Origin of the sequence: Streptomyces sp. DSM 110735, from assembly GCF_016482685.1 — a bacterium.
GTDB lineage: Bacteria > Actinomycetota > Actinomycetes > Streptomycetales > Streptomycetaceae > Streptomyces.
In genome coordinates this window covers 307,756-329,386 of record NZ_JACYHF010000005.1, presented here as the reverse complement: position 1 = coordinate 329,386, position 21,631 = coordinate 307,756, and the positions used below count along the sequence as shown (strand labels likewise).

The following is a 21,631-nucleotide window of genomic DNA, read 5'->3' as shown; positions in this document are numbered from 1 at the left end:
ACTGATGTCGAAGATCTAAAATGATCAACGTGTCCGAGCAGCACGCCCCCAGGTCTCTCATCGTCACGCTCTACGGCGCGTACGGCCGCTTTCTGCCGGGTCCGATGCCCGTCGCGGAACTGATCCGGCTGCTGGCCGCGGTCGGCGTCGACGCCCCGTCGGTGCGCTCCTCGGTGTCCCGGCTCAAGCGCCGCGGTCTGCTGCTGCCCGCCCGTACCGCCGAGGGTGCCGCCGGGTACGAACTCTCCGCCGAGGCACGTCAGTTGCTCCAGGACAGCGAGAGCCGTACCCGCGCCGCGGGGTCCGCCGAGGACGCGGGCTGGGTGCTCGCGGTGTTCTCCGTGCCCGAGTCGGAGCGGCAGAAGCGGCACGTGCTGCGCTCGCGGCTGGCAGCCCTCGGCTTCGGCACGGCGGCACCCGGGGTGTGGGTGGCCCCGGCGCGGCTGTACGGGGAGACCCGGCACGTGCTGAGCCGCCTGGGTCTCGACCCGTACGTCGATCTGTTCCGGGGTGATCACCTCGGCTTCGCGCCGACCGCGGAGGCGGTCGCCCGCTGGTGGGACCTCGCGGCGATCGCCAAGGAGCACGAGCGGTTCCTGGACGCCCACGCGCCCGTGCTGCGGTCCTGGCGGCGGCGTGCGGACACCCCGCCCGAGGACGCCTACCGCGACTATCTGCTCGCCCTGGACGCCTTCCGGCACCTCCCCTACGCCGACCCGGGGCTGCCCGCCCGGCTGCTGCCCGCCGACTGGCCCGGCACCGCCTCGGCGGAGGTCTTCGGCGCCTTGCGAGAGCGGCTGCGCGACGCGGGGGCGGAGTTCGCCGGAGTGTGAGCCCGGCGTGTGAGCCCGAGGTGTGAGCCCGGCGTGTGAGCCCGGCAGGTGCGGGGGAAGCCGTCCGCGCCGGGGTGTGAGCCCCCGTCCGCGTGGAGTGACCGCGCCCACGCCTCGTGCGCGCGCGTGTACGGAAGTGACCTCGCCCGCCCCCGGATCGTTTGTGAATGTCGTCACGTGCGTGTGGCCGGATCGTCCCTCGAACCCGGTCCCGTCACACGTGTCACCGGGGTTCGACAACGCCGTAACGGCTGGCACGGGCGGGTGCGGCGGGGTTCCCGGGCGGGTAGACGGCGGCGTGGCGGGGCCCTCGGGGACCGTCCGGCGGCGCCCGGTCGTCCGTGAGGGCGGGCCCGTACCATTTCCTACAGTCGAAAGCAGGACAGCCTGCTCCATGAACGGACTACTCGCCTTGCACGAACGCCCCACCGAATCGGCCTCCTGGCGCATCGCGCTGCCGCACACCGCCGCGGCGGTGCCGGTGGCGCGCGCGCTGGTGCGGTCGGCGCTGGCCGGGGTGGAGCACACGGCCGACTGCGACACCGCGGAGCTGCTCACGGCCGAGCTGGTCGCCAACGCGGTGGAGCACACCGCGGGCAGCGGACCGATCGAGCTGGTCGTGGAGCTGCGGCCGAGCGGCTGCCAGGTCGAGGTGCACGACCCGGACCCGGCGCCGCCGGGTCATCTGACGCGTCCCGTGATCGAGGAGCCCGACCCCTGGCAGGAGGGAGGGCGCGGTCTGTTGCTGATCCGCGCCCTCAGTTCGTCCTGCGGTCACCGCCTCACCTCGTCGGGCAAGGCGGTCTGGTTCAGACTGCCTGTGGTTCCCGCTCAGCGGCGCTCGGCGTGACTTCAGCAGCCTCGGCGCCCTCGGCGCCCGCGCCCTTGGCCATCAGCGAGTGCCGGCGCCCGTAGGCGAAGTACACGCCCAGGCCCACCGCGAGGAACACCGCGAACTGCGCCCAGGTCCGCCAGCCCGTCTCGTACATCAGGTAGAGGCAGAAGGCGACGCCCAGCAGCGGGGCGACCGGGTACAGCGGCACCCGGAAACCGCGCTTGAGGTCCGGCTGGCGGCGGCGCAGCGCGATCACCGCGATGTTGACGACGGCCATGATGGCCAGCGTGCCGATGGTGCACAGGTTCACCGTGGCGTCCAGCGAGGCGAAGGCGGCCGGGATCGCGAAGACGGCGGCGACGATCAGCGTGCCCGCGACCGGCGTGGAGGTCTTCGGGGAGACCTTCTCGAAGACGCGCGGGACCAGTCCGTCGCGGGACATCGACAGCAGGATGCGGGTCTGGCCGTACATCACGGCGAGGACCACGGAGGCGATGGCGACGACCGCGCCGAAGGCGATGACCCCGCCGCCGATGGCGGAGCCGGTGACCTGGTTGACGACGTAGGACAGCGCGGCGGAGCGGCTGCCGACCTCCTTGCCGCCGATGGCGCCGATCGCGGCGAGCGCGACCGCGCAGTACAGCAGCGTGACCAGACCCATGCAGACGAGGATCGCCACGGGGATGTCCCGGCGCGGGTTCTTCGCCTCCTCACCGGCGGTGGTGATCGCGTCGAAGCCGATGTAGGAGAAGAACGCGGCGGTGGTGCCCGCGCCGATGCCGCCGAGCCCCGCCGGGGAGAACGGCGTGAGGTTGCCGTGCTTGAAGGCGCTGTAGCCGATGGCGCAGAACGCGAGCAGGATGACCAGCTTGACCGCGGCCATGGCGGCGGTCGCCCGCGCGCTCTCGCGCACGCCGCGCACCAGCAGCACGGATGCCATGGCGATGACGATGACGGCGGGCAGGTTCACGATGCCGCCGTCGCCGGGTCCGGCGGACAGCGCGTCCGGGATCTGCCAGCCGGTGAGGCTGTGCAGGAGTTCGTTGACGTACTCGCTCCAGCCGACCGCGACGGCCGAGATGGAGATGCCGTACTCCAGGAGCAGGCACCAGCCGACCAGGAAGGCGGTGGTCTCGCCGAGACCGGCGTAGGCGAAGGAGTACGAGGAGCCGGAGACCGGTATCGCGCCGCCCAGCTCCGCGAAGGAGAAGGCGGTGAACACGCAGGTGATCGCGGCGAGGATGTACGAGACGACGACGGCGGGTCCGGCCTGCGCGACGGAGGAGGAGAGGCCGACGAAGATGCCGGTACCGACGATGGCGCCGACGCCGAAGCAGATGAGCTGGAAGAGGCCCATGGTGCGCTTCAGACCGTGGCCCTCGCGGTCGGCGCCGGATTCGGCGACGAGCAGGTGCGGGGACTTGATGCGGGGAGCGGGCATAGGGGTGGTGCTCGTTTCTGGGTGGTGCGGACGGCCCGGGTGAGGCCGCTGCGTCGGCGCGGCGGGGGTGGGGCCAGGCCGTCGGTCAGGATAAGGCCAGGTGAGGCGGGTCACGCAAGGGTTTGTGAGATATCGCCGAGCGTCGCCACCAGCACCGCCTTGATGGTGTGCATGCGGTTCTCGGCCTCGTCGAAGACGACCGAGTGCGCCGACTCGAAGACCTCGTCGCTGACTTCCAGCTCGGTCAGTCCGTGCCGTTCGTGGATCTCGCGGCCGACGGTGGTGCCGAGGTCGTGGAAGGCGGGCAGGCAGTGCAGGAACTTCACGTCCGGGTTGCCCGTCGCGCGCAGCACGTCCATGGTGACGGCGTACGGTCCGAGCAGCGCGATCCGCTCGTCCCAGACCTCCTTGGGCTCGCCCATGGAGACCCAGACGTCGGTGGCGACGAAGTCGGCGCCGCGCACACCCTCCTTCACGTCCTCGGTGAGGGTGACGCGGGCGCCGGAGGCTTCGGCGAGCTGCCGGGCGAGGGCGACGATCGTCTCGTCCGGCCACAGCACCCGGGGGGCGACGATCCGCACGTCCATGCCGAGCAGGGCGCCGGTGACCAGGTAGGAGTTGCCCATGTTGTAGCGGGCGTCGCCGAGGTAGGCGAAGGCGATCCCGTCCAGGGGCTTGTCGCTGTGCTCGGTCATGGTGAGCACGTCGGCGAGCATCTGGGTGGGGTGCCACTCGTCGGTCAGCCCGTTGTAGACGGGCACGCCCGCGTGGGCGGCCAGCTCCTCGACGACGCCCTGACCGTGACCCCGGTACTCGATCGCGTCGTACATCCGCCCCAGGACGCGGGCGGTGTCCTTCACGGACTCCTTGTGCCCGATCTGGGAGCCCGCCGGGTCGAGGTAGGTGGTGTGGGCGCCCTGGTCGGCGGCGGCGACCTCGAACGCGCAGCGGGTGCGGGTCGAGGTCTTCTCGAAGATCAGCGCGATGTTCCTGCCGGTCAGGTGCCGTGTCTCGGTCCCGGCGCGCTTGGCGGCCTTCAGCTCCGCGGCCAGCTCGACCAGACCGCGGAACTCCTCGGCGGAGAAGTCGATCTCCTTGAGGAAGTGGCGGCCGGCGAGGGCGGTCGGGACTGTCGCCATGGGGGCGCTCCAGGGGTCCGGGGACGGGGGCTGCGGTAATTCTATACGAAGCACGGCATGGCTATTCATTTCGCAGCATGATTATGCGGAGTCTCACAGCGGTCCGCCGATGCCGCCCCGTCCCACACCGCCTCGCCTCACACCGCCTCGCGCTCCACCGGACAGCTCATGCAGCGCGGTCCGCCTCTCCCCCGCCCCAGTTCGCTGCCCGGGATCTCGATGACCTCGATGCCCTGCTTGCGCAGATGCGTGTTGGTGGTGGCGTTGCGCTCGTAGGCGACGACGACGCCGGGTTCGACGGCGAGGACGTTGCAGCCGTCGTCCCACTGCTCGCGCTCGGCGGCGTGCACGTCCTGGGTGGCGGTGAGCACGCGGATCTCGCCGAGCCCGAGGGCGGCGGCGATGGCCCGGTGCATGTGCTCCGGCGGGTGGTCGGTGACCTTCAGTTCCTTGTCGCCCACGCCCGGCTCGATGGTGTACGAGCGGAGCATGCCGAGTCCGGCGTACTGGGTGAAGGTGTCGCCGTCGACCATGGTCATCACGGTGTCGAGGTGCATGAAGGCGCGCCGCTTGGGCATGTCGAGCGCCACGATGGTGCGCGCGGAGCCCGCCGCGAACAGCTTGTGCGCGAGCATCTCCACGGCCTGCGGGGTGGTGCGCTCGCTCATGCCGATGAGGACCGCGCCGTTGCCGATCACCAGCACGTCGCCGCCCTCGATGGTGGAGGGGTAGTCGGCCTGTCCGCGCGACCAGATGTGGAAGGTCTCGTCGCGGAAGAGCGGGTGGTGCCGGTAGATCGCCTCGAAGTGCACGGTCTCGCGCTGCCGGGCGGGCCAGCGCATGGCGTTGATGGAGACACCGTCGTAGATCCACGCCGAGGTGTCGCGGGTGAAGAGGTGGTTGGGCAGCGGACCGAGCAGGAAGTCGTCCAGGTCCATGACGTGGAAGCGGACCGAGGTGGGCTCCGCGTGCGCCTCCAGGAACTCCCGCTTCGTCATGCCCCCGACCAGCGCCTCGGCCAGCGCGTCGGGCGCCATCCCGTCGAAGGCGGCGCGCAGATGGTCGGTGGCGAGCGGACCGTACTCCTTCTCGTCGAAGACCCGGTCCAGGACCAGGGAGCGCGCCTCGGGGACCGCGAGGGTCTCGGTGAGCAGGTCGCCGAAGAGATGGACCTCCACCCCGCGGTCGCGCAGCACGTCGGCGAACCCGTCGTGCTCGGCGCGCGCCCGGCGCACCCACAGCACGTCGTCGAAGAGCAGGGCGTCCTTGTTGCTCGGGGTGAGCCGTTTCAGTTCGAGGTCGGGGCGGTGGAGGATCACCCGGCGCAGCCGTCCGGCCTCGGAATCGACGTGGAATGCCATGCCTTCATCCTGGCCGTCCGCGACCGGGTTCACGCGCTTCCCGACCGTTTGCGTGCCCCCGGTTTTCACCGTGGGTCGCGCCGGGCGACGGGAACCGGCGGGGTACGGCGTGGCATGTGCTCGGAGAGTGACAGGTGGCGCACGCGTGGTTCCGGTGATCCGTGCGCGGTGGTAGACACAGGCGACGCACAGCTCCTGTCCGCCAACGGGAAGGTTGCCGCCGCATGTCCGCATCACGACGTCAGGTCCTGGCCTCCGCGAGCGCGGTGGGGGCGGGCATCGTCTTCACCGGTGCGCTCTCCGAACTCTTCGCGGGCACCGCCGCCGCGCGCTCACTGGGTCGCACCGGTTACGGCCCGCTCGTCCCCGACCCCGAAGGGCTGCTGGACCTGCCGAAGGGCTTCCGCTACCGGGTGCTCTCCCGCGAGGGCGCCCCGCTGCGCTCCGGCGAGGGTCCGGTGCCCTCCAACCACGACGGCATGGCCGCCTTCTCGGGTCGGGGCGGGCGCACCCACCTCGTGCGCAACCACGAGAACCGCCCGACCGCGAAGATCCGCGTGCCCGCCGTCGAGGGACTCACCTACGACCCGGAGGGCCACGGCGGCTGTACGGCGCTGGAGCTGGACTCCCAGGGCCGGGTGCTGTCGGAGCGGGTGGCCATCGCCGGTACGGCCGTGAACTGCGCGGGCGGCCGTACCCCCTGGGGCACCTGGCTGACCTGCGAGGAGACCGAGGACCGGGCGGGCGACAACGGCCACACCAAGGACCACGGCTTCATCTTCGAGGTCCACCCCACCGACCCGCACCGCACCGGCGCCGTCCCACTGACCGCGATGGGCCGCTTCCAGCACGAGGCGATCGCGATCGACCCGCGCTCCGGCGTCGTCTACGAGACGGAGGACGCCTTCCTCAAGCCCTTCGGTCTCTTCTACCGCTTCCTGCCGCGCAAACCGCTCGGCGGGGTGGGCTCGCTGCGCGCGGGCGGAAGGCTCCAGGCGATGCGGGTGCCCGGGGTGCCCGATCTGTCGACCGTCCAGGAGACGGGGGCGAGCTTCGACGGCATCGAGTGGGTGGACGTCCCCGACCCGCTGGCCACCGCCACCCCGACCCGGCTCCAGGACTACGGCTCCGGCGGCATCACGCACGCCCAGAAGCTGGAGGGCTGCTACTGGGGCGGCACCTGCGTCTACTTCGTGTCGTCCTTCGCCCACAGCGCGGAGGGCTCCGCCGCCGACCACTACGGCCAGATCTGGCGCTACGACCCGCACCGGCGCCGCCTCACCCTGGTGATCGTCTTCGGCCCGGACACGGACGTGCGGTTGCCCGGCGAGTCCCCGGACAACATCTGCCTCGCCCCGAGCGGCGGTCTGATGGTGTGCGAGGACGGCAACGGCGCCCAGCACGTCTTCGGCGTCACCCGGGGCGGCGAGGTCTACGCGATGGCCCGGGGCAAGCAGAACATCGGCACGCCCGAGAAGCCGGAGTGGGGCGAGTTCGCGGGCGTCACCTTCTCCCCGGACGGGGAGACGATGTACGTCAACTGCTACACGCCCGGCACCACGTTCGCGGTGACCGGTCCCTGGCACGGGTAGACCGCCCGGCTCGGTCGCCGCCCGGCTTGGTCGCCGGTCGGTTCGGTCGCCGGTCGGCGGGCCCGCGCCGGGGGACCGGTCGGTCACAGGCGCGGGTCCACCGGTTCCGACTCCAGCGCGAGCACCCCGAAGACCGCCTCGTGCACCCGCCACAGCGGCTCGCCGTCGGCGAGGCGGTCCAGCGCCTCCAGACCGAGGGCGTACTCGCGGACCGCGAGGGAGCGCTTGTGGTTCAGGAAGCGCTGCCGGAGGCGGGCGAGGTTGTCCGGGCGGGTGTACTCCGGACCGTAGATGATCCGCAGGTACTCCCGCCCCCGGCACTTGACGCCGGGCTGCACCAGGCGTCCCTTGTCGTCGCGGACCAGGGCGCCGAGCGGCTTGACGACCATGCCCTCGCCGCCCCGCCCGGTCATCTCCAGCCACCAGTCGACGCCCGCGCGCACCGACTCGGGGTCGCCGGTGTCGACGTAGAGGCGCCGGGTGGTCTGGAGCAGCCCGGCGGAGTCGTGCTCCACCAGCCGGTCGAGCAGGGCAAGTTGCTCGTCGTGCGGGAGTCCGGCGAGGCTGCGCCCCTGCACCGCGAGCAACTGGAAGGGCGCCAGGCGGACGCCCTCGAGTCCGTCGGTGGTCCAGCAGTAGCGGCGGTAGGCGTCGGTGAACGCGGCGGCGTCCACGGCGCGTTCCCGCTGCCGCTCCAGCAGGTCCGCCACCTCGGCACCGCGCGCGGCGGCGGACTCCAGGGCGGCGAGCGCGTCCGGGAACACCGCCCCGGAGGCGGCGCCCACGGCCGCGTACTGGCGGCGCAGCAGTCCGCCCGCCTTCAGCGACCACGGCATCAGTTCGGCGTCCAGCAGGAGCCAGTCGGTGGCGAGTTCGTCCCACAGACCCGCCTGTGTGACCGCCGAGCGGAGCCTGCCGAGGATCTCCTCGGTCACCTTCCCGTCGTCGAAGAAGGGGCGCCCGGTGCGGGTGTAGAGCGAGCCGGTGCGTCCGTCCTCGACGCCGAACCGCTCGCGCGCGGCGTCCGCGTCCCGGCAGACCAGGGCGACCGCCCGCGAGCCCATGTGCTTCTCCTCGCACACGACCCGCGCGACCCCGTCCCGCGCGTACTGCGCGAACGCCTCCACCGGGTGCTCCAGGTACCCCTCCTCCCGCGAGGTCGGGGTGGGCGCCATGGTGGGCGGGAGGTACGGCAGCAGACGCGGGTCGACCGCGAAGCGGCTCATCACCTCCAGGGCGGCGGCCGCGTTCTCCTCGCGGACCGCGACCCGGCCCTGGTACCGCGTCTCCACGCCACCGCGTCCGCGCACGTCGGCGAGGTCCAGCGGACGGCCGTCGCGACCGCCGGGCGCCTCGGTGCGCAGCGGCTTGGCCGGTTCGTACCAGACCCGCTCGGCGGGTACGTCCACCACCTCGCGCTCCGGCCAGCGCAGCGCGGTGAGCTTGCCGCCGAAGACGGCGCCGGTGTCCAGGCAGAGGGTGTTGTTGAGCCACGTGGCTTCGGGGACCGGGGTGTGGCCGTAGACCACGGCGGCGCGGCCCCGGTAGTCCTCGGCCCACGGGTAGCGCACGGGCAGCCCGAACTCGTCGGTCTCGCCGGTGGTGTCGCCGTACAGGGCGTGCGAGCGGACGCGGCCCGAGGTGCGGCCGTGGTACTTCTCCGGCAGACCCGCGTGGCAGACGACCAGCCGACCGCCGTCGAGGACGTAGTGGCTGACCAGTCCGTCCAGGAAGCGGCGTACCTCGTCCTTGAACTCCTCGCTCTCGCCCTCCATCTGGGCGATGGTCTCGGCGAGACCGTGCGTGTGCTGGACCTTGCGGCCCTTGAGGTGACGGCCGTACTTGTTCTCGTGGTTGCCCGGCACGCACAGCGCGCTGCCCGCGCCGACCATGCCCATCACCCGGCGCAGCACGCCCGGCGAGTCCGGTCCCCGGTCGACCAGGTCACCGACGAACACGGCGGTACGCCCCTCGGGGTGCACCCCGTCCTCGTAGCCCAACGTGGCCAGCAGCGACTCCAGTTCGGACGAGCAGCCGTGGATGTCGCCGATGATGTCGAACGGCCCGGTGAGGTGGCGCAGGTCGTTGAAGCGCTTCTCGGTGACGACGGTGGCGTGCTCGACCTCCTGGACGCCGCGCAGCACATGCACCTTGCGGAAGCCCTCGCGCTCCAAGTGCCGCAGCGAGCGGCGCAGTTCGCGGGTGTGCCGCTGGACGACCAGGCGGGGCATGTCGGCGCGGTCGGGCCGGGCGGCGTTGCGCTCGGCGCACACCTCCTCGGGTACGTCGAGCACGATGGCGATGGGCAGCACGTCGTACTGCCTTGCCAGGTCGATCAGTTGACGGCGGGCGTCCTGCTGCACGCTGGTGGCGTCGACGACGGTGCGGCGTCCTGCCGCGAGCCGCTTGCCCGCGATGTAGTGCAGGACGTCGAAGGCGTCGCGGGTGGCGCTCTGGTCGTTCTCGTCGTCGGAGACCAGTCCCCGGCAGAAGTCGGAGGAGATCACCTCGGTGGGCTTGAAGTGCCGCTTGGCGAAGGTGGACTTGCCGGAGCCGGAGGCGCCGACGAGTACCACCAGGGAGAGGTCGGTGACGGGCAGCACGCGCCCCTCGCTGTTCTCGGTCATGCCGCCTTCGCCTCCTTCTTCTCTTCCTGCGGGGTGGTGTGCCGGTGGAACACGGCCATCTGGGTGGGCGGTCCCACCTCGGGGTCGTCGGGTCCGACGGCACGGAACTCGACGCTGTAGCCGTGCCGTTGAGCCGTGTCCTCCGCCCAGGCGCGGAACTCGGCGCGGGTCCACTCGAAGCGGTGGTCGCCGTGCCGGACGTGTCCGGCGGGCAGCGACTCCCAGCGGACGTTGTACTCGACGTTCGGGGTCGTCACGACCACCGTGCGCGGTCGGGCGGCGCCGAAGACCGCGTACTCCAGCGCGGGCAGCCGGGGCAGGTCGAGGTGTTCGATCACCTCGCTGAGCACGGCGGCGTCGTACCCCGCGAGCCGCTTGTCGGTGTAGGCCAGCGAGCCCTGGAGCAGGGTGATCCGGGACGCCTGGCGCTCGCCCATGCGGTCCAGCTTCAGCCTGCGCGCGGCGATGGCGAGGGCACGGACGGAGACGTCCATGCCGACGATCTCGGTGAACCGCGTGTCCTGGAGCAGCGCGCGCAGCAGGGTGCCCTCGCCGCAGCCGAGGTCGAGGACGCGGGCGGCGCCGGAGTCGTGGAGAGCGGCGAGGATCGCCTCGCGGCGGTGGACGGCGAGCGGGAGGGGCTTGGAGCCGGCGGGGGTGCCTTCGGCGGTCGGGAGGGCTTCGGCGCTCTGGGGCGCTTCGGCGGTCCGGGTGGCTTCGGCGGCGGGGGTGCCGGTGTCGGTGCTGCCGGTGCCGGTGTCGTCGGCGGTCCCGGTCTCCTCCGTCTCCGGGGTCTCCTGTGCCACCGCGTTGTCGATGTCCTCGACCTCGCTGTCGTCCGCCTCGGCGAGGCGGGCCAGCTCCAGGCGCTCCATCGCCTGGCGGGTCAGGGACCAGCGGCGGGAGAGGTAGCGGCTGGTGATGAGCTTCTGCTCGGGGTGGTCCGGCAGCCAGCCCTCACCGGCGCGCAGCAGCTTGTCCACCTCGTCGGCGGAGGCCCAGTAGTGCTTGGCGTCGTCCAGGACCGGGAGCAGGACGTACAGATGGCGCAGCGCCTCGGCCAGGGTGAGGGTGTCGGACTCCAGGACGAGCCGGACGTAGCGCGAGTCGCCCCACTCCGGGAACTTCACGTCCAGCGCGACGGGGTCGACGCCGACGGTCCAGCCGAGCGGCTCGAAGAGGCGTCGTACCAGCTCCGGACCGCCCCGGGCGGGCAGCGCGGGCACCTCGACGCGCAGCGGCAGCGGGGCGGCGGCGCGCTCCGGGCGCGCCTTGCAGACACCGCGCATGGCGCTGGAGAAGACCGCGCTGAGCGCGACCGCGAGCAGCGAGGAAGCCGCGTAGGGACGGTCGTTGACGTACTGCGCGAGCGCGGTGTCGGGCGCGCCGCCCCGGCCCTTCCCCTTGCCCCTGCGGACCAGCGCGACGGGATCGATCTCCAGCAGCAGCGCCGCCGTGCAGCGCTCGGCGTCCGCCTGGGGGTAGAAGACGTGCGCCGTGCCGTGGGACGTGGCGAACGTCTGGGCGTGGTCGGGGTGCTTGTGCAGCAGATACCCGAGGTCGGTGGCCGGGGTGGCGGCGGTGCCGCGCGTGGAGATCGTCAGGAACACGTGTCCGAGTCTGGTGGATTGTCCGCCGTGGTGACCAGTGGTTTTCGCAGGGCGACGCGGGCTCTGTGTTCGCTGATCCCGCCCATGGTGATGACCAGTCCGAAGGCGGTCAGCGCGGAGACGGCGACGGAGGTGTTGAGCCAGAAGTAGGCGTTCGTGCTCGGGCCGGTGCTGCCGTCGTCGAGGACGCAGTCGAAGCCGAGGGGGAAGTAGGAGCCTCGCTGCCCCGTGAGCCGATCCATCGAGTAGTCGTCCCGGCACTCCTGGGCGGGGGTGGAGTCCGCGCCGTGGGAGGACTCGTTCACGGACATCGCGACGCTTCCGGCGCCCAGGAGGTAGAGGATCAGCGCCGCCGCCCCCGCCATCCACGCTCCCCAGCGCAGCAGGCTGTACCGCCAGTCGGGGCGGCGTCCCGGAAGCGCGACGGAAAGGATCTTGCCGAGCAGGACGACGCACCAGACGAAGGCGCCGATGACGGCGGGGAACAGCAGCAGGGCGAAGACGATCGAACTCAGCGCTTCCATCGCCCGAGACCACCATCACGGCCCGTCAAGGACCGTGATGGAAGCCACAGTTCCGGTCACAGGACCGTCACAGTCGCCCTCGGGGAGGGGTTTACGAGAGCTGCGGCATGACCTCGGCGGAGATCAGCTCCAACTGGTCGAGGTCGGTCAGGTCGAGGAGCTGGAGGTAGATCCGCTCGGAGCCCACCTCGGCGTAGCGGCCGATCTTCTCGACGACCTCGGCCGGGGTGCCCGCCAGACCGTTGTCCTTCAGCTCGTCGGGCTCGCGCCCGATGGCGGCGGCGCGGCGGGCGACCTCCTGGTCGTCGCGCCCGACGCACACCACGAGCGCGTTGGAGTAGACGAGCGAGTCGGGCGCGCGCCCCTCCTCCTCGGCGGCGGCGCGGACCCGCCCGAACTGGCGGGCGGAGTCCTCGACGGACGCGAAGGGGATGTTGAACTCGTCCGCATAGCGTGCCGCGAGACGCGGGGTGCGCTTCGCGCCGTGACCGCCGATGATCACCGGCACCTTGGACTGGGCGGGCTTGGGCAGCGCGGGCGACTCGGTGAGGTCGTAGTACTTGCCGTGGAAGTCGTAGGTCTTGCCGGTCTCGGTCGCCCACAGCCCGGTGACGATCTCGAGCTGCTCCTCCAGACGGGCGAACTTGTCCTGGGGGAACGGGATGCCGTACGCCTTGTGCTCCTCCTCGAACCAGCCCGCGCCCAGACCGAGTTCGACCCGGCCGTCGGACATCTGGTCCACCTGCGCGACCTGGATGGCGAGCACGCCGGGCAGCCGGAAGGTGCCGGCCGTCATGAGCGTGCCGAGGCGGATGCGCCGGGTCTCGCGGGCGAGACCCGCCAGGGTGATCCAGGCGTCGGTGGGACCGGGCAGACCGCTGACGTTGCCCATGCGGAGGTAGTGGTCGGAGCGGAAGAAGGCGTCGAAACCGAGGTCCTCGGTGGCCTTCGCCACGGTCAGCAAGGTGTCGTAGGTGGCCCCCTGCTGGGGCTCGGTGAAGATTCGAAGGTCCATACATCCATCCTGCAACACCCGCGCGCCCTACCAGCGGCAACGCCGCTCAGCCCGCCTCTCTCTCATGCACCATCTCCTCCCGTGCCGCGAGCTTGCGCAGCATCTCCAGGACCCGGTCGCGGGACTCGTCGGCCGCGTCGATGGCCTCCATGCACTGCCAGTACGTCGTCTCGTCCGCCGCCGCGCTGGCCATGCCGACCAGGGCGATACCCACCTCGCCGAGGAGTCCGCACAGGCACAGCAGGGTCTGGCGGGCGTCGGCCAGTTCGGTGAGCTGGGCGGCGCGCAGGTCGCCTAACTCCAGCTCGGGAGGGTCGAGGACGCCGCAGCCCCGGCCCGCCAGCTCGGTCAGCCCGAGCGCCTCGCCGCGCAGCTCCGGCGGACCGGAGACCGCGAGGCGGCTGCCTATCGCCTGGGCCAGCGCCTGTGCCTGCCACACCTCCACCATGCCCTCGGGTGCCTCGGCTTCCGCCGCCAGGGCACGCCTGCTCGTCTCGATGAGCCGCACCGCATCCATCCGCTGCCCCCGGTCCGCCGAAGCCGCCGTACATCTGTCCGCACTCTTTCTGTTCACTACCCAGAGTGAGGGCGCTTGGTGCGAAAAGCCAGAGGAAGGTGGAAATCTGTGGACAACAATTCGGAATCGGCAGGGAAATTGACTCCATAGAGTGATAACGGAGTCTGATAGTCCGGTTATTGAGCGATTGTCGCCCCTCCCCCGCCCACCTCACGCGGCTCCTCCGTCGCCTCCCACCGGAAACCGCTTCTCGTTCCGCTCGATCTTGGCCGCGAGCGCGGTGAGCGGGTCGACGCCGAGCACCTCGCACAACTGGAGGAGATAGGCGAGCACGTCGGCCACCTCGTCGGTGACCCGGTGCGCGGTGTCCGGGTCCGCCATCACCCGGGACGACTCCTCGGGCGTCAGCCACTGGAAGATCTCCAGCAGTTCGGACGCCTCGACACTGAGCGCGGAGACGAGGTTCTTGGGGGTGTGGTACGGCTGCCAGTCGCGCGCGGCGGCGAACTCGGCCAGCCTGCGCTGGAGTCCGGGGAGATCGGGGCGTTCGGTCACGCCCCCAGGTGTACCACCGTGACGCCCGGTGTCCCCGAGGCCCAGGACGCGTCGTTCACCGCCCCCACGCAGCGGACATGACCGCGCTCGCCCATCCGGGCCGCGAGGGCGAGGAGTTCGCGGCGCCGGGCGGGGTCGAGGCAGCGGTCGAAGCCGTCGGCCAGCACGGTGAGGGTGCGCAGCGCGTCGGGCACCTCCCCCGGCGCGTCCACGTCGAGCACGCCCGGCCCGGTCATCAGCACCAGGGCGAGGGCGATGTAGCGCAGCTCGCCCTCGCCGAGCCGGGCCAGGTCGGTGCGGTGGCCGTCGCCCCGGTCGAGCAGCGCCCGTACCGTGCCGTCCGGGAGCCGTTCCGCCAGCAGGTCCGCGACCGGGCCCGCGCAGCCCGCGCGCACCGTCTCGACCAGCAGGGCGTGCCGCCGTCCGCATTCGGTGCGGGTGCGGGCTACGACGTCGGCCAGGTTGTCGCACCCCGGCAGCAGCCGTCCCGACCCGGTGGGGACGGGCACCCGCATGAACTCCGGGCGCGGGTCGCAGGGGAAGACCGAGCGCAGCGCCACCACCATCTGCTCGGCCGCCGCCAGCACCCGGCGCTGTCCGTCGGTCGCCCCGGCCACGCGCAGCGGCAGCAGCGGGGTGCCCAGGCGGTCGTCGGGGAGCGGGGCGCGGGTCACCGGGGCGGTGCCCGCCGTGTGCCAGGCTGCCTGCACCGCCCGGCGCGCCGGATCGCGCAGCGCCGTCTCCAGCAGGACCACCCCGCCCGCCGTCAGCCGCTCCCCCACGATCCTGAGCTGCGGCTCGACCTGGACCGCGACGTCGAGGAGCACCGGTCCGGCGACCCCGTCCGCCGTACAGCCGATGCGGAAGCCGCGCCTGCCCTCGCCGTCCGGGCGCGCCCGCTCCGGCACCCAGGCGAGCGGGTCCGGGAACACGTCGGCGAGGCGCGCGCCGCCGCCGAGCCGGGCCAGCGCCTCGAAGGCCGCGAGGGCGGTGGACTTGCCCGTGCCGCTGGGCCCGGCGAACAGGGTGACGGCGCCGAGCGGGAACGCGGCCCTGCGGTGCCCGGCGAAGGCGGACAGCCGCAGCTCGGTGATCCGGGCGCGGACGTCGGTGAGGGCGCCGACGGCGGGGTCCGCCGGTGCGGCGGACCCGGCGGCGCGCTCCGCGGAAGTCGCGACGGACGGCGCGGCGAACGGCTCGGTCGAAGTCGCGGCGAACGACTCACCGGAGGTCGCGGCGAACGGCTCGCCGGAGCCCGCGGCGGACGGCTCGGCGGTCAGGGAAGGCACGGACATACCCGGACCGTAGGACCGCCCCGGACCGGCGAACCGTTTTGCCCCGCGGACCTTCCTACGATCGGGCGACCGGGTCAAAACGGGGCACACCGTCCGCCCGGTCCAAGTCCTACGACCCTACGAGCGGCACGTACGCAAGGCCATGACGGCTCCTCAGCCGCTCCTCAGCCGCCCGACGCCTCCATGCCCATCAGCCCGCTGACCTCGGTCCCGGGCGGCGTCAGCAGGAAGACGTTCCGGTCCACCCGGTGCATCCCGCTGGCCAGACCGAAGACGACGCCGGTGCTGAAGTCGAGGACGCGCTTGGCGACCTCGGTCTCCGCGCTGGAGAGGTCGAGGAGCACCGGGATCCCGGCCATCAGGGTCTCGGCCACGTCGCGCGCGTCCGCGAACACATTGACCCTCAGGACGACGAACCGGCGGCGGGTCTCGGTGTCGGCCTCCGGCAGCGAGCGGTGGTTCACCGCGGACGGCCACGCGTCCCTGCCCCGCAGCGGCACGACCTGGGCGAGCCCTTCCCACTGTTCATCGGTGACGTCGTAACGGCTCACCGGCTCCCCCTGACCTGACTCGCTTGCGATGCCTGCACCTGCCAATTCTTACGCCAAGTCACCCGTTCAGCCCAACAGCGACACACTGTGCGACCCTCCGCATGTCCGCTCACGGTCCCATCAGCCGTGCGCACGGCGTCACATGGCCCGTCCAGAGGCCCGGATCACAACCGCAACGAGGGAAACGTCACAGCCCGGCCTTCTGCTGCCATCTGAGCCCCCTGTCCTAACATCCGAGCATGACGGTCCTGCCTGACGACGGGCTCTCCCTGGCCGCCGAGTTCCCTGACGCGACGCACGAGCAGTGGCAACGCCTGGTCGAGGGTGTACTGCGCAAGTCCGGCAAGGAAGTCTCCGGCGGCGCGGCGGAGGACGCCCTGTCCACGACGCTGGAGGACGGGCTGCGCACCCGGCCCCTGTACACCGCGCGCGACGCCGCCCCCGACCCCGGTCTGCCGGGCTTCGCCCCGTTCACACGCGGGGGCAGGCCCGAGGGCAGCACCGCGGGCGGCTGGGACGTACGGCAGCGGCACGCGGCGCTCGGCGACGGCACCGTCCTGGCCGATCTGGAGAACGGCGTCACCTCGCTCTGGCTGGTGCTCGGCGAGGGCGGCATCCCCGTCGCGGACCTCGGCCGGGCGCTCGACGGCGTCTATCTGGACCTCGCGCCCGTCGTGCTGGACGCGGGCGCCGACACCGAGACCGCCGCGGCGGCGCTGCTGCGGCTGTACGAGGAGCGGGGCGTCGCCCCCGAGGCGGTACGCGGCAGCCTCGGCGCCGACCCGCTGGGCCACGAGGCGCGCACCGGCACTCCGCTGGACTTCGCCCCCGTGGCCGCGCTGGCCAAGCAGGTGGCCGAGACGTATCCGGGGCTGCGCACGCTCACCGTGGACGCGCTGCCGTACCACGAGGCGGGCGGCTCGGCGGCACAGGAGCTGGGTGCGTCGCTGGCCACCGCCGTGGCGTATCTGCGGGAGCTGACCGAGGCCGGGCTGAGCGTCGAACAGGCAGCCGCGCAACTGGAGTTCCGGTACGCCGCCACCGCCGACCAGTTCCTGACCGTCGCCAAGCTGCGTGCCGCGCGTCGGCTGTGGGCGCGGGTCGCGGAGGTGTGCGGGGCGCCGGGCGCGCAGACCCAGCACGTGGTGACCTCGCCGGTGATGATGTCCCGGCGCGACCCCTGGGTGAACATGCTGCGCACCACGGTCGCCACGCTGGCGGCCGGGGTCGGCGGCGCCGACTCGGTGACCGTGCTGCCCTTCGACCACGCCCTGGGTCTCCCGGACGCGTTCGCCCGCCGTATCGCGCGCAACACCTCCACGATCCTGTTGGAGGAGTCCCATCTGGCCCGGGTGATCGACCCGGCGGGCGGTTCCTGGTACGTGGAGCGGCTGACCGCCGAACTCGCCGAGGCTGCTTGGGAGTTCTTCCGCTCCATCGAGCAGGACGGCGGCCAGGCGGCCGTGTTGCGCTCGGGCAGGCTCCGCGAGGACCTGGCGAAGACCTGGCGGGAGCGGTCCGCGAAGCTGGCCAAGCGGCGCGAACCCATCACCGGTGTCAGCGAGTTCCCGTTCCTGGCCGAGAAGCCGGTCGTCCGCGAGCCCGCCCCCGAGCCGCGCTCCGGCGGTCTGCCGCGCGTGCGCCGGGACGAGGCGTACGAGGCGCTGCGGACCCGCTCCGACGCCCACCTCGCCGCCACCGGCAGCCGCCCCCGCGTCTACCTCGCCACGCTCGGTCCCGCCGCCGAGCACTCCGCGCGCGCCTCCTTCGCCGCCAACCTCTTCCAGGCGGGCGGCATCGAACCGGTCACCGCCGGGAAGTTCGAGGACAGCGGCGCCACCGAAGCCGTCCTGTGCTCCAGCGACAGCCGGTACGCGGAGGAGGCCGAGCGAGCCGCCGAGGCGCTGCGTACGGCGGGCGCCCGTCATGTGGCCCTGGCCGGACGCCCCGCCGCATACACGGGCGTCGACAGTTACGTCTTCGCGGGCTGCGACGCCGTCGCCGTACTGTCCGCGACTCTCGACCGCATGGGAGTGTCCTGATGGGAATCCCCGACTTCTCCGGGATCGAGCTGGGCACCCCGGCCGTGGACGGTGGCGCCGAGGAGTGGCGTGCCGCCGTCGAGCGGGCGACCGGGGGCGCCGAGCCGGTGTGGGAGACCCCCGAGGGCATCGGGGTGAAGGCGCTGTACACCGGGCGGGACCTGGAGGGCCTGGACTTCCTGGAGACGTACCCGGGCATCGCGCCGTATCTGCGCGGTCCTTACCCGACGATGTACGTCAACCAGCCCTGGACCATCCGGCAGTACGCGGGTTTCTCCACCGCCGAGGAGTCCAACGCGTTCTACCGGCGCAACCTCGCGGCGGGGCAGAAGGGTCTGTCGGTCGCCTTCGACCTGCCCACGCACCGGGGTTACGACAGCGACCATCCGCGCGTAACCGGTGACGTCGGCATGGCGGGGGTGGCCATCGACTCGATCCTGGACATGCGGCAGTTGTTCGACGGGATTCCGCTGGACCGGATGACCGTGTCGATGACGATGAACGGCGCCGTGCTGCCGGTGCTCGCGCTCTACATCGTGGCGGCGGAGGAACAGGGCGTACCGCCCGAGAAGTTGGCCGGGACCATCCAGAACGACATCCTCAAGGAGTTCATGGTCCGCAACACCTACATCTATCCGCCGAAGCCGTCGATGCGGATCATCTCCGACATCTTCGCGTACACCTCGCAGCGGATGCCGCGCTACAACTCCATCTCCATCTCCGGCTATCACATCCAGGAGGCGGGTGCGACCGCCGATCTGGAGCTGGCGTACACGCTCGCGGATGGCGTGGAGTACATCCGCGCGGGGCGTGAAGCGGGTCTGGACGTCGACGCGTTCGCGCCCCGGCTGTCGTTCTTCTGGGCGATCGGCATGAACTTCTTCATGGAGATCGCCAAGTTGCGCGCCGCCCGGCTGCTGTGGGCCAAGCTGGTCAGGCAGTTCGATCCGCAGAACGCCAAGTCGCTTTCGCTGCGCACCCATTCGCAGACCTCGGGCTGGTCGCTGACCGCGCAGGACGTGTTCAACAACGTCACGCGGACGTGTGTCGAGGCGATGGCGGCGACCCAGGGGCACACCCAGTCGCTGCACACCAACGCCCTGGACGAGGCACTGGCGTTGCCGACCGACTTCTCGGCGCGGATCGCCCGCAACACGCAGTTGCTGATCCAGCAGGAGTCCGGCACCACGCGGGTGATCGACCCGTGGGGCGGCAGCGCGTACGTGGAGCGGCTGACGTACGACCTCGCGCGCAAGGCGTGGCAGCACATCCAGGAGGTCGAGGCGGCGGGCGGCATGGCGCAGGCCATCGACGCAGGCATCCCGAAGCTGCGCGTGGAGGAGGCGGCGGCGCGGACCCAGGCGCGGATCGACTCGGGGCGTCAGCCGGTGATCGGCGTGAACAAGTACCGGGTGGACTCCGACGAGCAGATCGAAGTCCTCAAGGTCGACAACTCCTCGGTGCGCACCCAGCAGATCGAGAAGCTGCGGCGGCTGCGCGCGGAGCGGGACGACGTCGCGTGCCGGGACGCGCTCGACGCGCTGACCCGGGCGGCGGACGGCGAGGGCAACCTGCTGGAGCTGGCCGTGAACGCGGCGCGCGCGAAGGCGACGGTGGGCGAGATCTCCGACGCTCTGGAGAAGGTGTACGGGCGGCACGCGGGGCAGATCCGTACGATCTCCGGTGTGTACCGCAACGAAGCCGGGGAGTCGCCCTCCGTGGACCGCACCCGTGCCCTGGTGGACGCGTTCGAGGAGGCGGAGGGCCGCAGGCCGCGCATCCTGGTCGCCAAGATGGGGCAGGACGGGCACGACCGGGGGCAGAAGGTGATCGCGACCGCCTTCGCCGACCTGGGCTTCGACGTGGACGTCGGTCCGCTGTTCCAGACGCCCGAGGAGGTCGCCCGGCAGGCGGTCGAGGCGGACGTGCACGTGGTCGGGGTGTCCTCGCTGGCCGCGGGTCACCTCACGCTGGTCCCGGCGCTGAAGGAGAAGCTGGCCGAGGAGGGCCGGGAGGACATCATGATCGTGGTGGGCGGGGTGATCCCGCCGCAGGACGTGCCGACGCTGCTGGAGATGGGCGCGACGGCGGTGTTCCCGCCGGGCACGGTCATCCCGGACGCGGCGCACGACCTGGTGAAGCGGCTCGCCGCCGATCTCGGCCACGATCTGTAGCGCCGATGGCCGCGATGGATCTCGACGCCTATGTCAAGGGTGTGCTCGACGGGAAGCGTGCCGTGGTGGCGCGCGCCATCACGCTCGTCGAGTCCACCCGACCGCAACACCGGGCGCTGGCGCAGGAGTTGCTGACCGAGCTGCTGCCGCACAGCGGGCGGGCGCGGCGGATCGGGGTGAGCGGGGTGCCGGGCGTGGGCAAGTCCACGTTCATCGACGCGTTCGGCACCATGCTGACCTCGCTGGGGCACCGGGTGGCGGTGCTCGCCGTGGACCCGTCCTCGACGCGCACCGGCGGCTCGATCCTGGGCGACAAGACCCGCATGGAGCGGCTGGCCGTCGACCCGGACGCCTTCGTGCGCCCCTCCCCCAGCGCGGGCACGCTCGGCGGGGTGGCCAAGGCGACCCGGGAGTCCATGATCGTCATGGAGGCGGCGGGCTACGACGTGATCCTGGTCGAGACCGTCGGCGTCGGTCAGTCGGAGACCGCGGTCGCCGACATGGTCGACTCCTTCCTGCTCCTCACCCTCGCCCGCACCGGCGACCAGCTCCAGGGCATCAAGAAGGGCGTCCTGGAGCTGGCGGACGTGATCGCCGTCAACAAGGCGGACGGTCCGCACGAGCGGGACGCGAAGACCGCCGCGCGTGAACTCGCGGGCGCGCTGCGGCTGATGCACGGCAAGGACGCGTTCTGGACTCCGCCGGTGCTGCACTGCAGCGCGCGCGAGGGCGTGGGGCTCGACACGGTGTGGGAGCGCCTCGAACAGCACCGCACCCTGCTGGACTCCACGGGCCGGCTCACCGCCAAGCGCCGTGACCAGCAGGTCGGCTGGACCTGGACCATGGTCCGCGACGAACTCCTGGGCCGCCTGCGCTCGGACCCGGCGGTCCGGGAGACCGCGCCGGAGCTGGAACAGCGGGTACGGGAGGGGACATTGACGGCGACGCTGGCGGCGGAGCGGATCCTGCGGGCGTTCGAGGACGGGATGCGGGGGCGGGAGTCCTGACCCGGTTCTCATCCATCGAGATATTTTGGTATGTCGACGTGATGACGACCGGACAGGACCCTGGGTGGACATGAGCAGGAACGACGAGGGCGGGGCGCGGACCGAGCAAGCGGCGGACACCTCGGAGACGCTGGAGGCGTTCAAGGCGCTGGCCAACCCGGTCCGGCTCCAGATCATGCGCTGGCTGCGGGACCCGGACGCGGAGTTCGCGGCGTACGAGCCGATCGCGGACCGCGACACCGTGGGCGTGTGCGTCAGCCACATCCAGGCCAAGAGCGGGCTGGCCCAGTCGACCGTGTCCTCGTACATGGCGACCCTGGAGCGGGCGGGGCTCGTCCGCTCGACGCGGGTCGGCAAGTGGACCCACTACCGGCGGGACGAGGAGCGGCTGCGGCGGCTGTCGGAGGCGGTGGGCGGGCTGATCTGAGCGGTCGCTCGCCGTCCGGCCACCCACGGCTCGGCGGGTTCGCGGCTCCACACCACGGCTTCACATCGACACATCGGAATATTGCG

At 71.9% G+C, this 21,631-nt stretch carries 18 protein-coding genes; 7 read left to right on the top strand and 11 right to left on the bottom strand.

Translation table 11 applies throughout. The features are described from left to right. Window positions 1–20 precede the first annotated feature (20 nt). Together IF655_RS11480 and IF655_RS11475 are read left to right on the top strand one after the other, a co-directional pair. Complete coding sequence (locus tag IF655_RS11480; protein WP_199584140.1) at window positions 21–833, top strand: PaaX family transcriptional regulator C-terminal domain-containing protein; 813 nt, start codon at window positions 21–23, stop codon at window positions 831–833. A gap of 394 nt (window positions 834–1,227) precedes the next feature. After that, the gene (locus tag IF655_RS11475; RefSeq protein WP_199584139.1) at window positions 1,228–1,683 is read left to right on the top strand and encodes an ATP-binding protein; all 456 of its coding nucleotides are present in this window, start codon (window positions 1,228–1,230) and stop codon (window positions 1,681–1,683) included. Here IF655_RS11475 and IF655_RS11470 read toward each other — a convergent pair. The 3 genes from IF655_RS11470 to IF655_RS11460 all read right to left on the bottom strand — a co-directional run bounded on the left by IF655_RS11470 (window position 1,643) and on the right by IF655_RS11460 (window position 5,609). Continuing rightward, window positions 1,643–3,109 carry an amino acid permease gene (locus tag IF655_RS11470; RefSeq protein ID WP_199584138.1) on the bottom strand — a complete coding sequence of 489 codons (1,467 nt, stop codon included), beginning with the start codon at window positions 3,107–3,109 and terminating at the stop codon, window positions 1,643–1,645. The two genes, IF655_RS11475 and IF655_RS11470, sit on opposite strands and share 41 nt — an antisense overlap. A gap of 110 nt (window positions 3,110–3,219) precedes the next feature. Continuing rightward, the gene (gene argF / locus IF655_RS11465; protein ID WP_199584137.1) at window positions 3,220–4,248 is read right to left on the bottom strand and encodes an ornithine carbamoyltransferase; all 1,029 of its coding nucleotides are present in this window, start codon (window positions 4,246–4,248) and stop codon (window positions 3,220–3,222) included. 137 nt (window positions 4,249–4,385) lie between these two features. After that, on the bottom strand, window positions 4,386–5,609 hold the full coding sequence (locus IF655_RS11460) for an arginine deiminase (RefSeq protein ID WP_199584132.1): 1,224 nt from the start codon (window positions 5,607–5,609) through the stop codon (window positions 4,386–4,388). A gap of 224 nt (window positions 5,610–5,833) precedes the next feature. Between IF655_RS11460 and IF655_RS11455 the strand changes: the two genes are divergently transcribed. Continuing rightward, the gene (locus IF655_RS11455; protein WP_199584131.1) at window positions 5,834–7,201 is read left to right on the top strand and encodes an alkaline phosphatase PhoX; all 1,368 of its coding nucleotides are present in this window, start codon (window positions 5,834–5,836) and stop codon (window positions 7,199–7,201) included. A gap of 83 nt (window positions 7,202–7,284) precedes the next feature. Here the strand turns inward: IF655_RS11455 and IF655_RS11450 are convergent, their stop codons facing one another. The 8 genes from IF655_RS11450 to IF655_RS11415 form a co-directional block, all read right to left on the bottom strand. Further along, window positions 7,285–9,828, bottom strand: coding sequence for a polynucleotide kinase-phosphatase (locus IF655_RS11450; RefSeq protein ID WP_199584130.1), 2,544 nt, complete (start codon window positions 9,826–9,828; stop codon window positions 7,285–7,287). Then, the gene (locus IF655_RS11445; RefSeq protein WP_199584127.1) at window positions 9,825–11,438 is read right to left on the bottom strand and encodes a 3' terminal RNA ribose 2'-O-methyltransferase Hen1; all 1,614 of its coding nucleotides are present in this window, start codon (window positions 11,436–11,438) and stop codon (window positions 9,825–9,827) included. The genes IF655_RS11450 and IF655_RS11445 overlap by 4 nt, the downstream gene beginning before the upstream one ends. Further along, window positions 11,429–11,962 (bottom strand): hypothetical protein, encoded by a 534-nt coding sequence (locus IF655_RS11440; RefSeq protein ID WP_199584124.1) that lies wholly within the window; start codon window positions 11,960–11,962, stop codon window positions 11,429–11,431. The genes IF655_RS11445 and IF655_RS11440 overlap by 10 nt, the downstream gene beginning before the upstream one ends. Before the next feature lie 91 nt (window positions 11,963–12,053). After that, window positions 12,054–12,977, bottom strand: a complete 924-nt coding sequence (locus tag IF655_RS11435; RefSeq protein WP_199584117.1) for an LLM class F420-dependent oxidoreductase — start codon at window positions 12,975–12,977, stop codon at window positions 12,054–12,056. A gap of 46 nt (window positions 12,978–13,023) precedes the next feature. Beyond that, entirely contained in the window at window positions 13,024–13,494 is a 471-nt protein-coding gene (locus IF655_RS11430) for a DUF6099 family protein (protein WP_161180637.1), read from the bottom strand. Between the two features lie 210 nt (window positions 13,495–13,704). After that, window positions 13,705–14,049 (bottom strand): nucleotide pyrophosphohydrolase, encoded by a 345-nt coding sequence (locus tag IF655_RS11425; protein WP_199584115.1) that lies wholly within the window; start codon window positions 14,047–14,049, stop codon window positions 13,705–13,707. After that, on the bottom strand, window positions 14,046–15,344 hold the full coding sequence (locus IF655_RS11420) for an ATP-binding protein (protein ID WP_199584113.1): 1,299 nt from the start codon (window positions 15,342–15,344) through the stop codon (window positions 14,046–14,048). Before IF655_RS11420 ends, IF655_RS11425 begins: the two co-directional genes overlap by 4 nt. 164 nt (window positions 15,345–15,508) lie before the next feature. Continuing rightward, entirely contained in the window at window positions 15,509–15,895 is a 387-nt protein-coding gene (locus IF655_RS11415; protein WP_018547259.1) for a cell division protein SepF, read from the bottom strand. A gap of 239 nt (window positions 15,896–16,134) precedes the next feature. Between IF655_RS11415 and IF655_RS11410 the strand changes: the two genes are divergently transcribed. The 4 genes from IF655_RS11410 (at window position 16,135) to IF655_RS11395 (ending at window position 21,545) form a co-directional block, all read left to right on the top strand. Then, complete coding sequence (locus IF655_RS11410) at window positions 16,135–17,937, top strand: methylmalonyl-CoA mutase family protein (RefSeq protein WP_199584111.1); 1,803 nt, start codon at window positions 16,135–16,137, stop codon at window positions 17,935–17,937. After that, window positions 17,937–20,111: a methylmalonyl-CoA mutase gene (scpA, locus tag IF655_RS11405; protein ID WP_199584109.1), complete on the top strand. Its 2,175-nt coding sequence runs from the start codon at window positions 17,937–17,939 to the stop codon at window positions 20,109–20,111. Before IF655_RS11410 ends, scpA begins: the two co-directional genes overlap by 1 nt. A gap of 5 nt (window positions 20,112–20,116) precedes the next feature. Continuing rightward, window positions 20,117–21,118: a methylmalonyl Co-A mutase-associated GTPase MeaB gene (gene meaB, locus IF655_RS11400; protein WP_199584107.1), complete on the top strand. Its 1,002-nt coding sequence runs from the start codon at window positions 20,117–20,119 to the stop codon at window positions 21,116–21,118. A gap of 70 nt (window positions 21,119–21,188) precedes the next feature. Beyond that, complete coding sequence (locus IF655_RS11395; protein ID WP_199584106.1) at window positions 21,189–21,545, top strand: helix-turn-helix transcriptional regulator; 357 nt, start codon at window positions 21,189–21,191, stop codon at window positions 21,543–21,545. Window positions 21,546–21,631 lie beyond the last annotated feature (86 nt).

Excerpts from the sequence above, each read along its gene's own strand:
- IF655_RS11470 (WP_199584138.1), bottom strand. The coding sequence starts at position 3,109 with ATGCCCGCTCCCCGCATCAAGTCCCCGCACCTGCTCGTCGCCGAATCC.
- IF655_RS11440 (WP_199584124.1), bottom strand. The coding sequence starts at position 11,962 with ATGGAAGCGCTGAGTTCGATCGTCTTCGCCCTGCTGCTGTTCCCCGCC.
- IF655_RS11395 (WP_199584106.1), top strand. The coding sequence starts at position 21,189 with ATGAGCAGGAACGACGAGGGCGGGGCGCGGACCGAGCAAGCGGCGGAC.
- IF655_RS11435 (WP_199584117.1), bottom strand. The coding sequence starts at position 12,977 with ATGGACCTTCGAATCTTCACCGAGCCCCAGCAGGGGGCCACCTACGAC.
- IF655_RS11480 (WP_199584140.1), top strand. The coding sequence starts at position 21 with ATGATCAACGTGTCCGAGCAGCACGCCCCCAGGTCTCTCATCGTCACG.
- scpA (WP_199584109.1), top strand. The coding sequence starts at position 17,937 with ATGGGAATCCCCGACTTCTCCGGGATCGAGCTGGGCACCCCGGCCGTG.
- meaB (WP_199584107.1), top strand. The coding sequence starts at position 20,117 with ATGGCCGCGATGGATCTCGACGCCTATGTCAAGGGTGTGCTCGACGGG.
- IF655_RS11410 (WP_199584111.1), top strand. The coding sequence starts at position 16,135 with ATGACGGTCCTGCCTGACGACGGGCTCTCCCTGGCCGCCGAGTTCCCT.
- IF655_RS11460 (WP_199584132.1), bottom strand. The coding sequence starts at position 5,609 with ATGGCATTCCACGTCGATTCCGAGGCCGGACGGCTGCGCCGGGTGATC.
- IF655_RS11450 (WP_199584130.1), bottom strand. The coding sequence starts at position 9,828 with ATGACCGAGAACAGCGAGGGGCGCGTGCTGCCCGTCACCGACCTCTCC.
- IF655_RS11420 (WP_199584113.1), bottom strand. The coding sequence starts at position 15,344 with ATGTCCGTGCCTTCCCTGACCGCCGAGCCGTCCGCCGCGGGCTCCGGC.
- IF655_RS11475 (WP_199584139.1), top strand. The coding sequence starts at position 1,228 with ATGAACGGACTACTCGCCTTGCACGAACGCCCCACCGAATCGGCCTCC.
- argF (WP_199584137.1), bottom strand. The coding sequence starts at position 4,248 with ATGGCGACAGTCCCGACCGCCCTCGCCGGCCGCCACTTCCTCAAGGAG.
- IF655_RS11455 (WP_199584131.1), top strand. The coding sequence starts at position 5,834 with ATGTCCGCATCACGACGTCAGGTCCTGGCCTCCGCGAGCGCGGTGGGG.
- IF655_RS11430 (WP_161180637.1), bottom strand. The coding sequence starts at position 13,494 with ATGGATGCGGTGCGGCTCATCGAGACGAGCAGGCGTGCCCTGGCGGCG.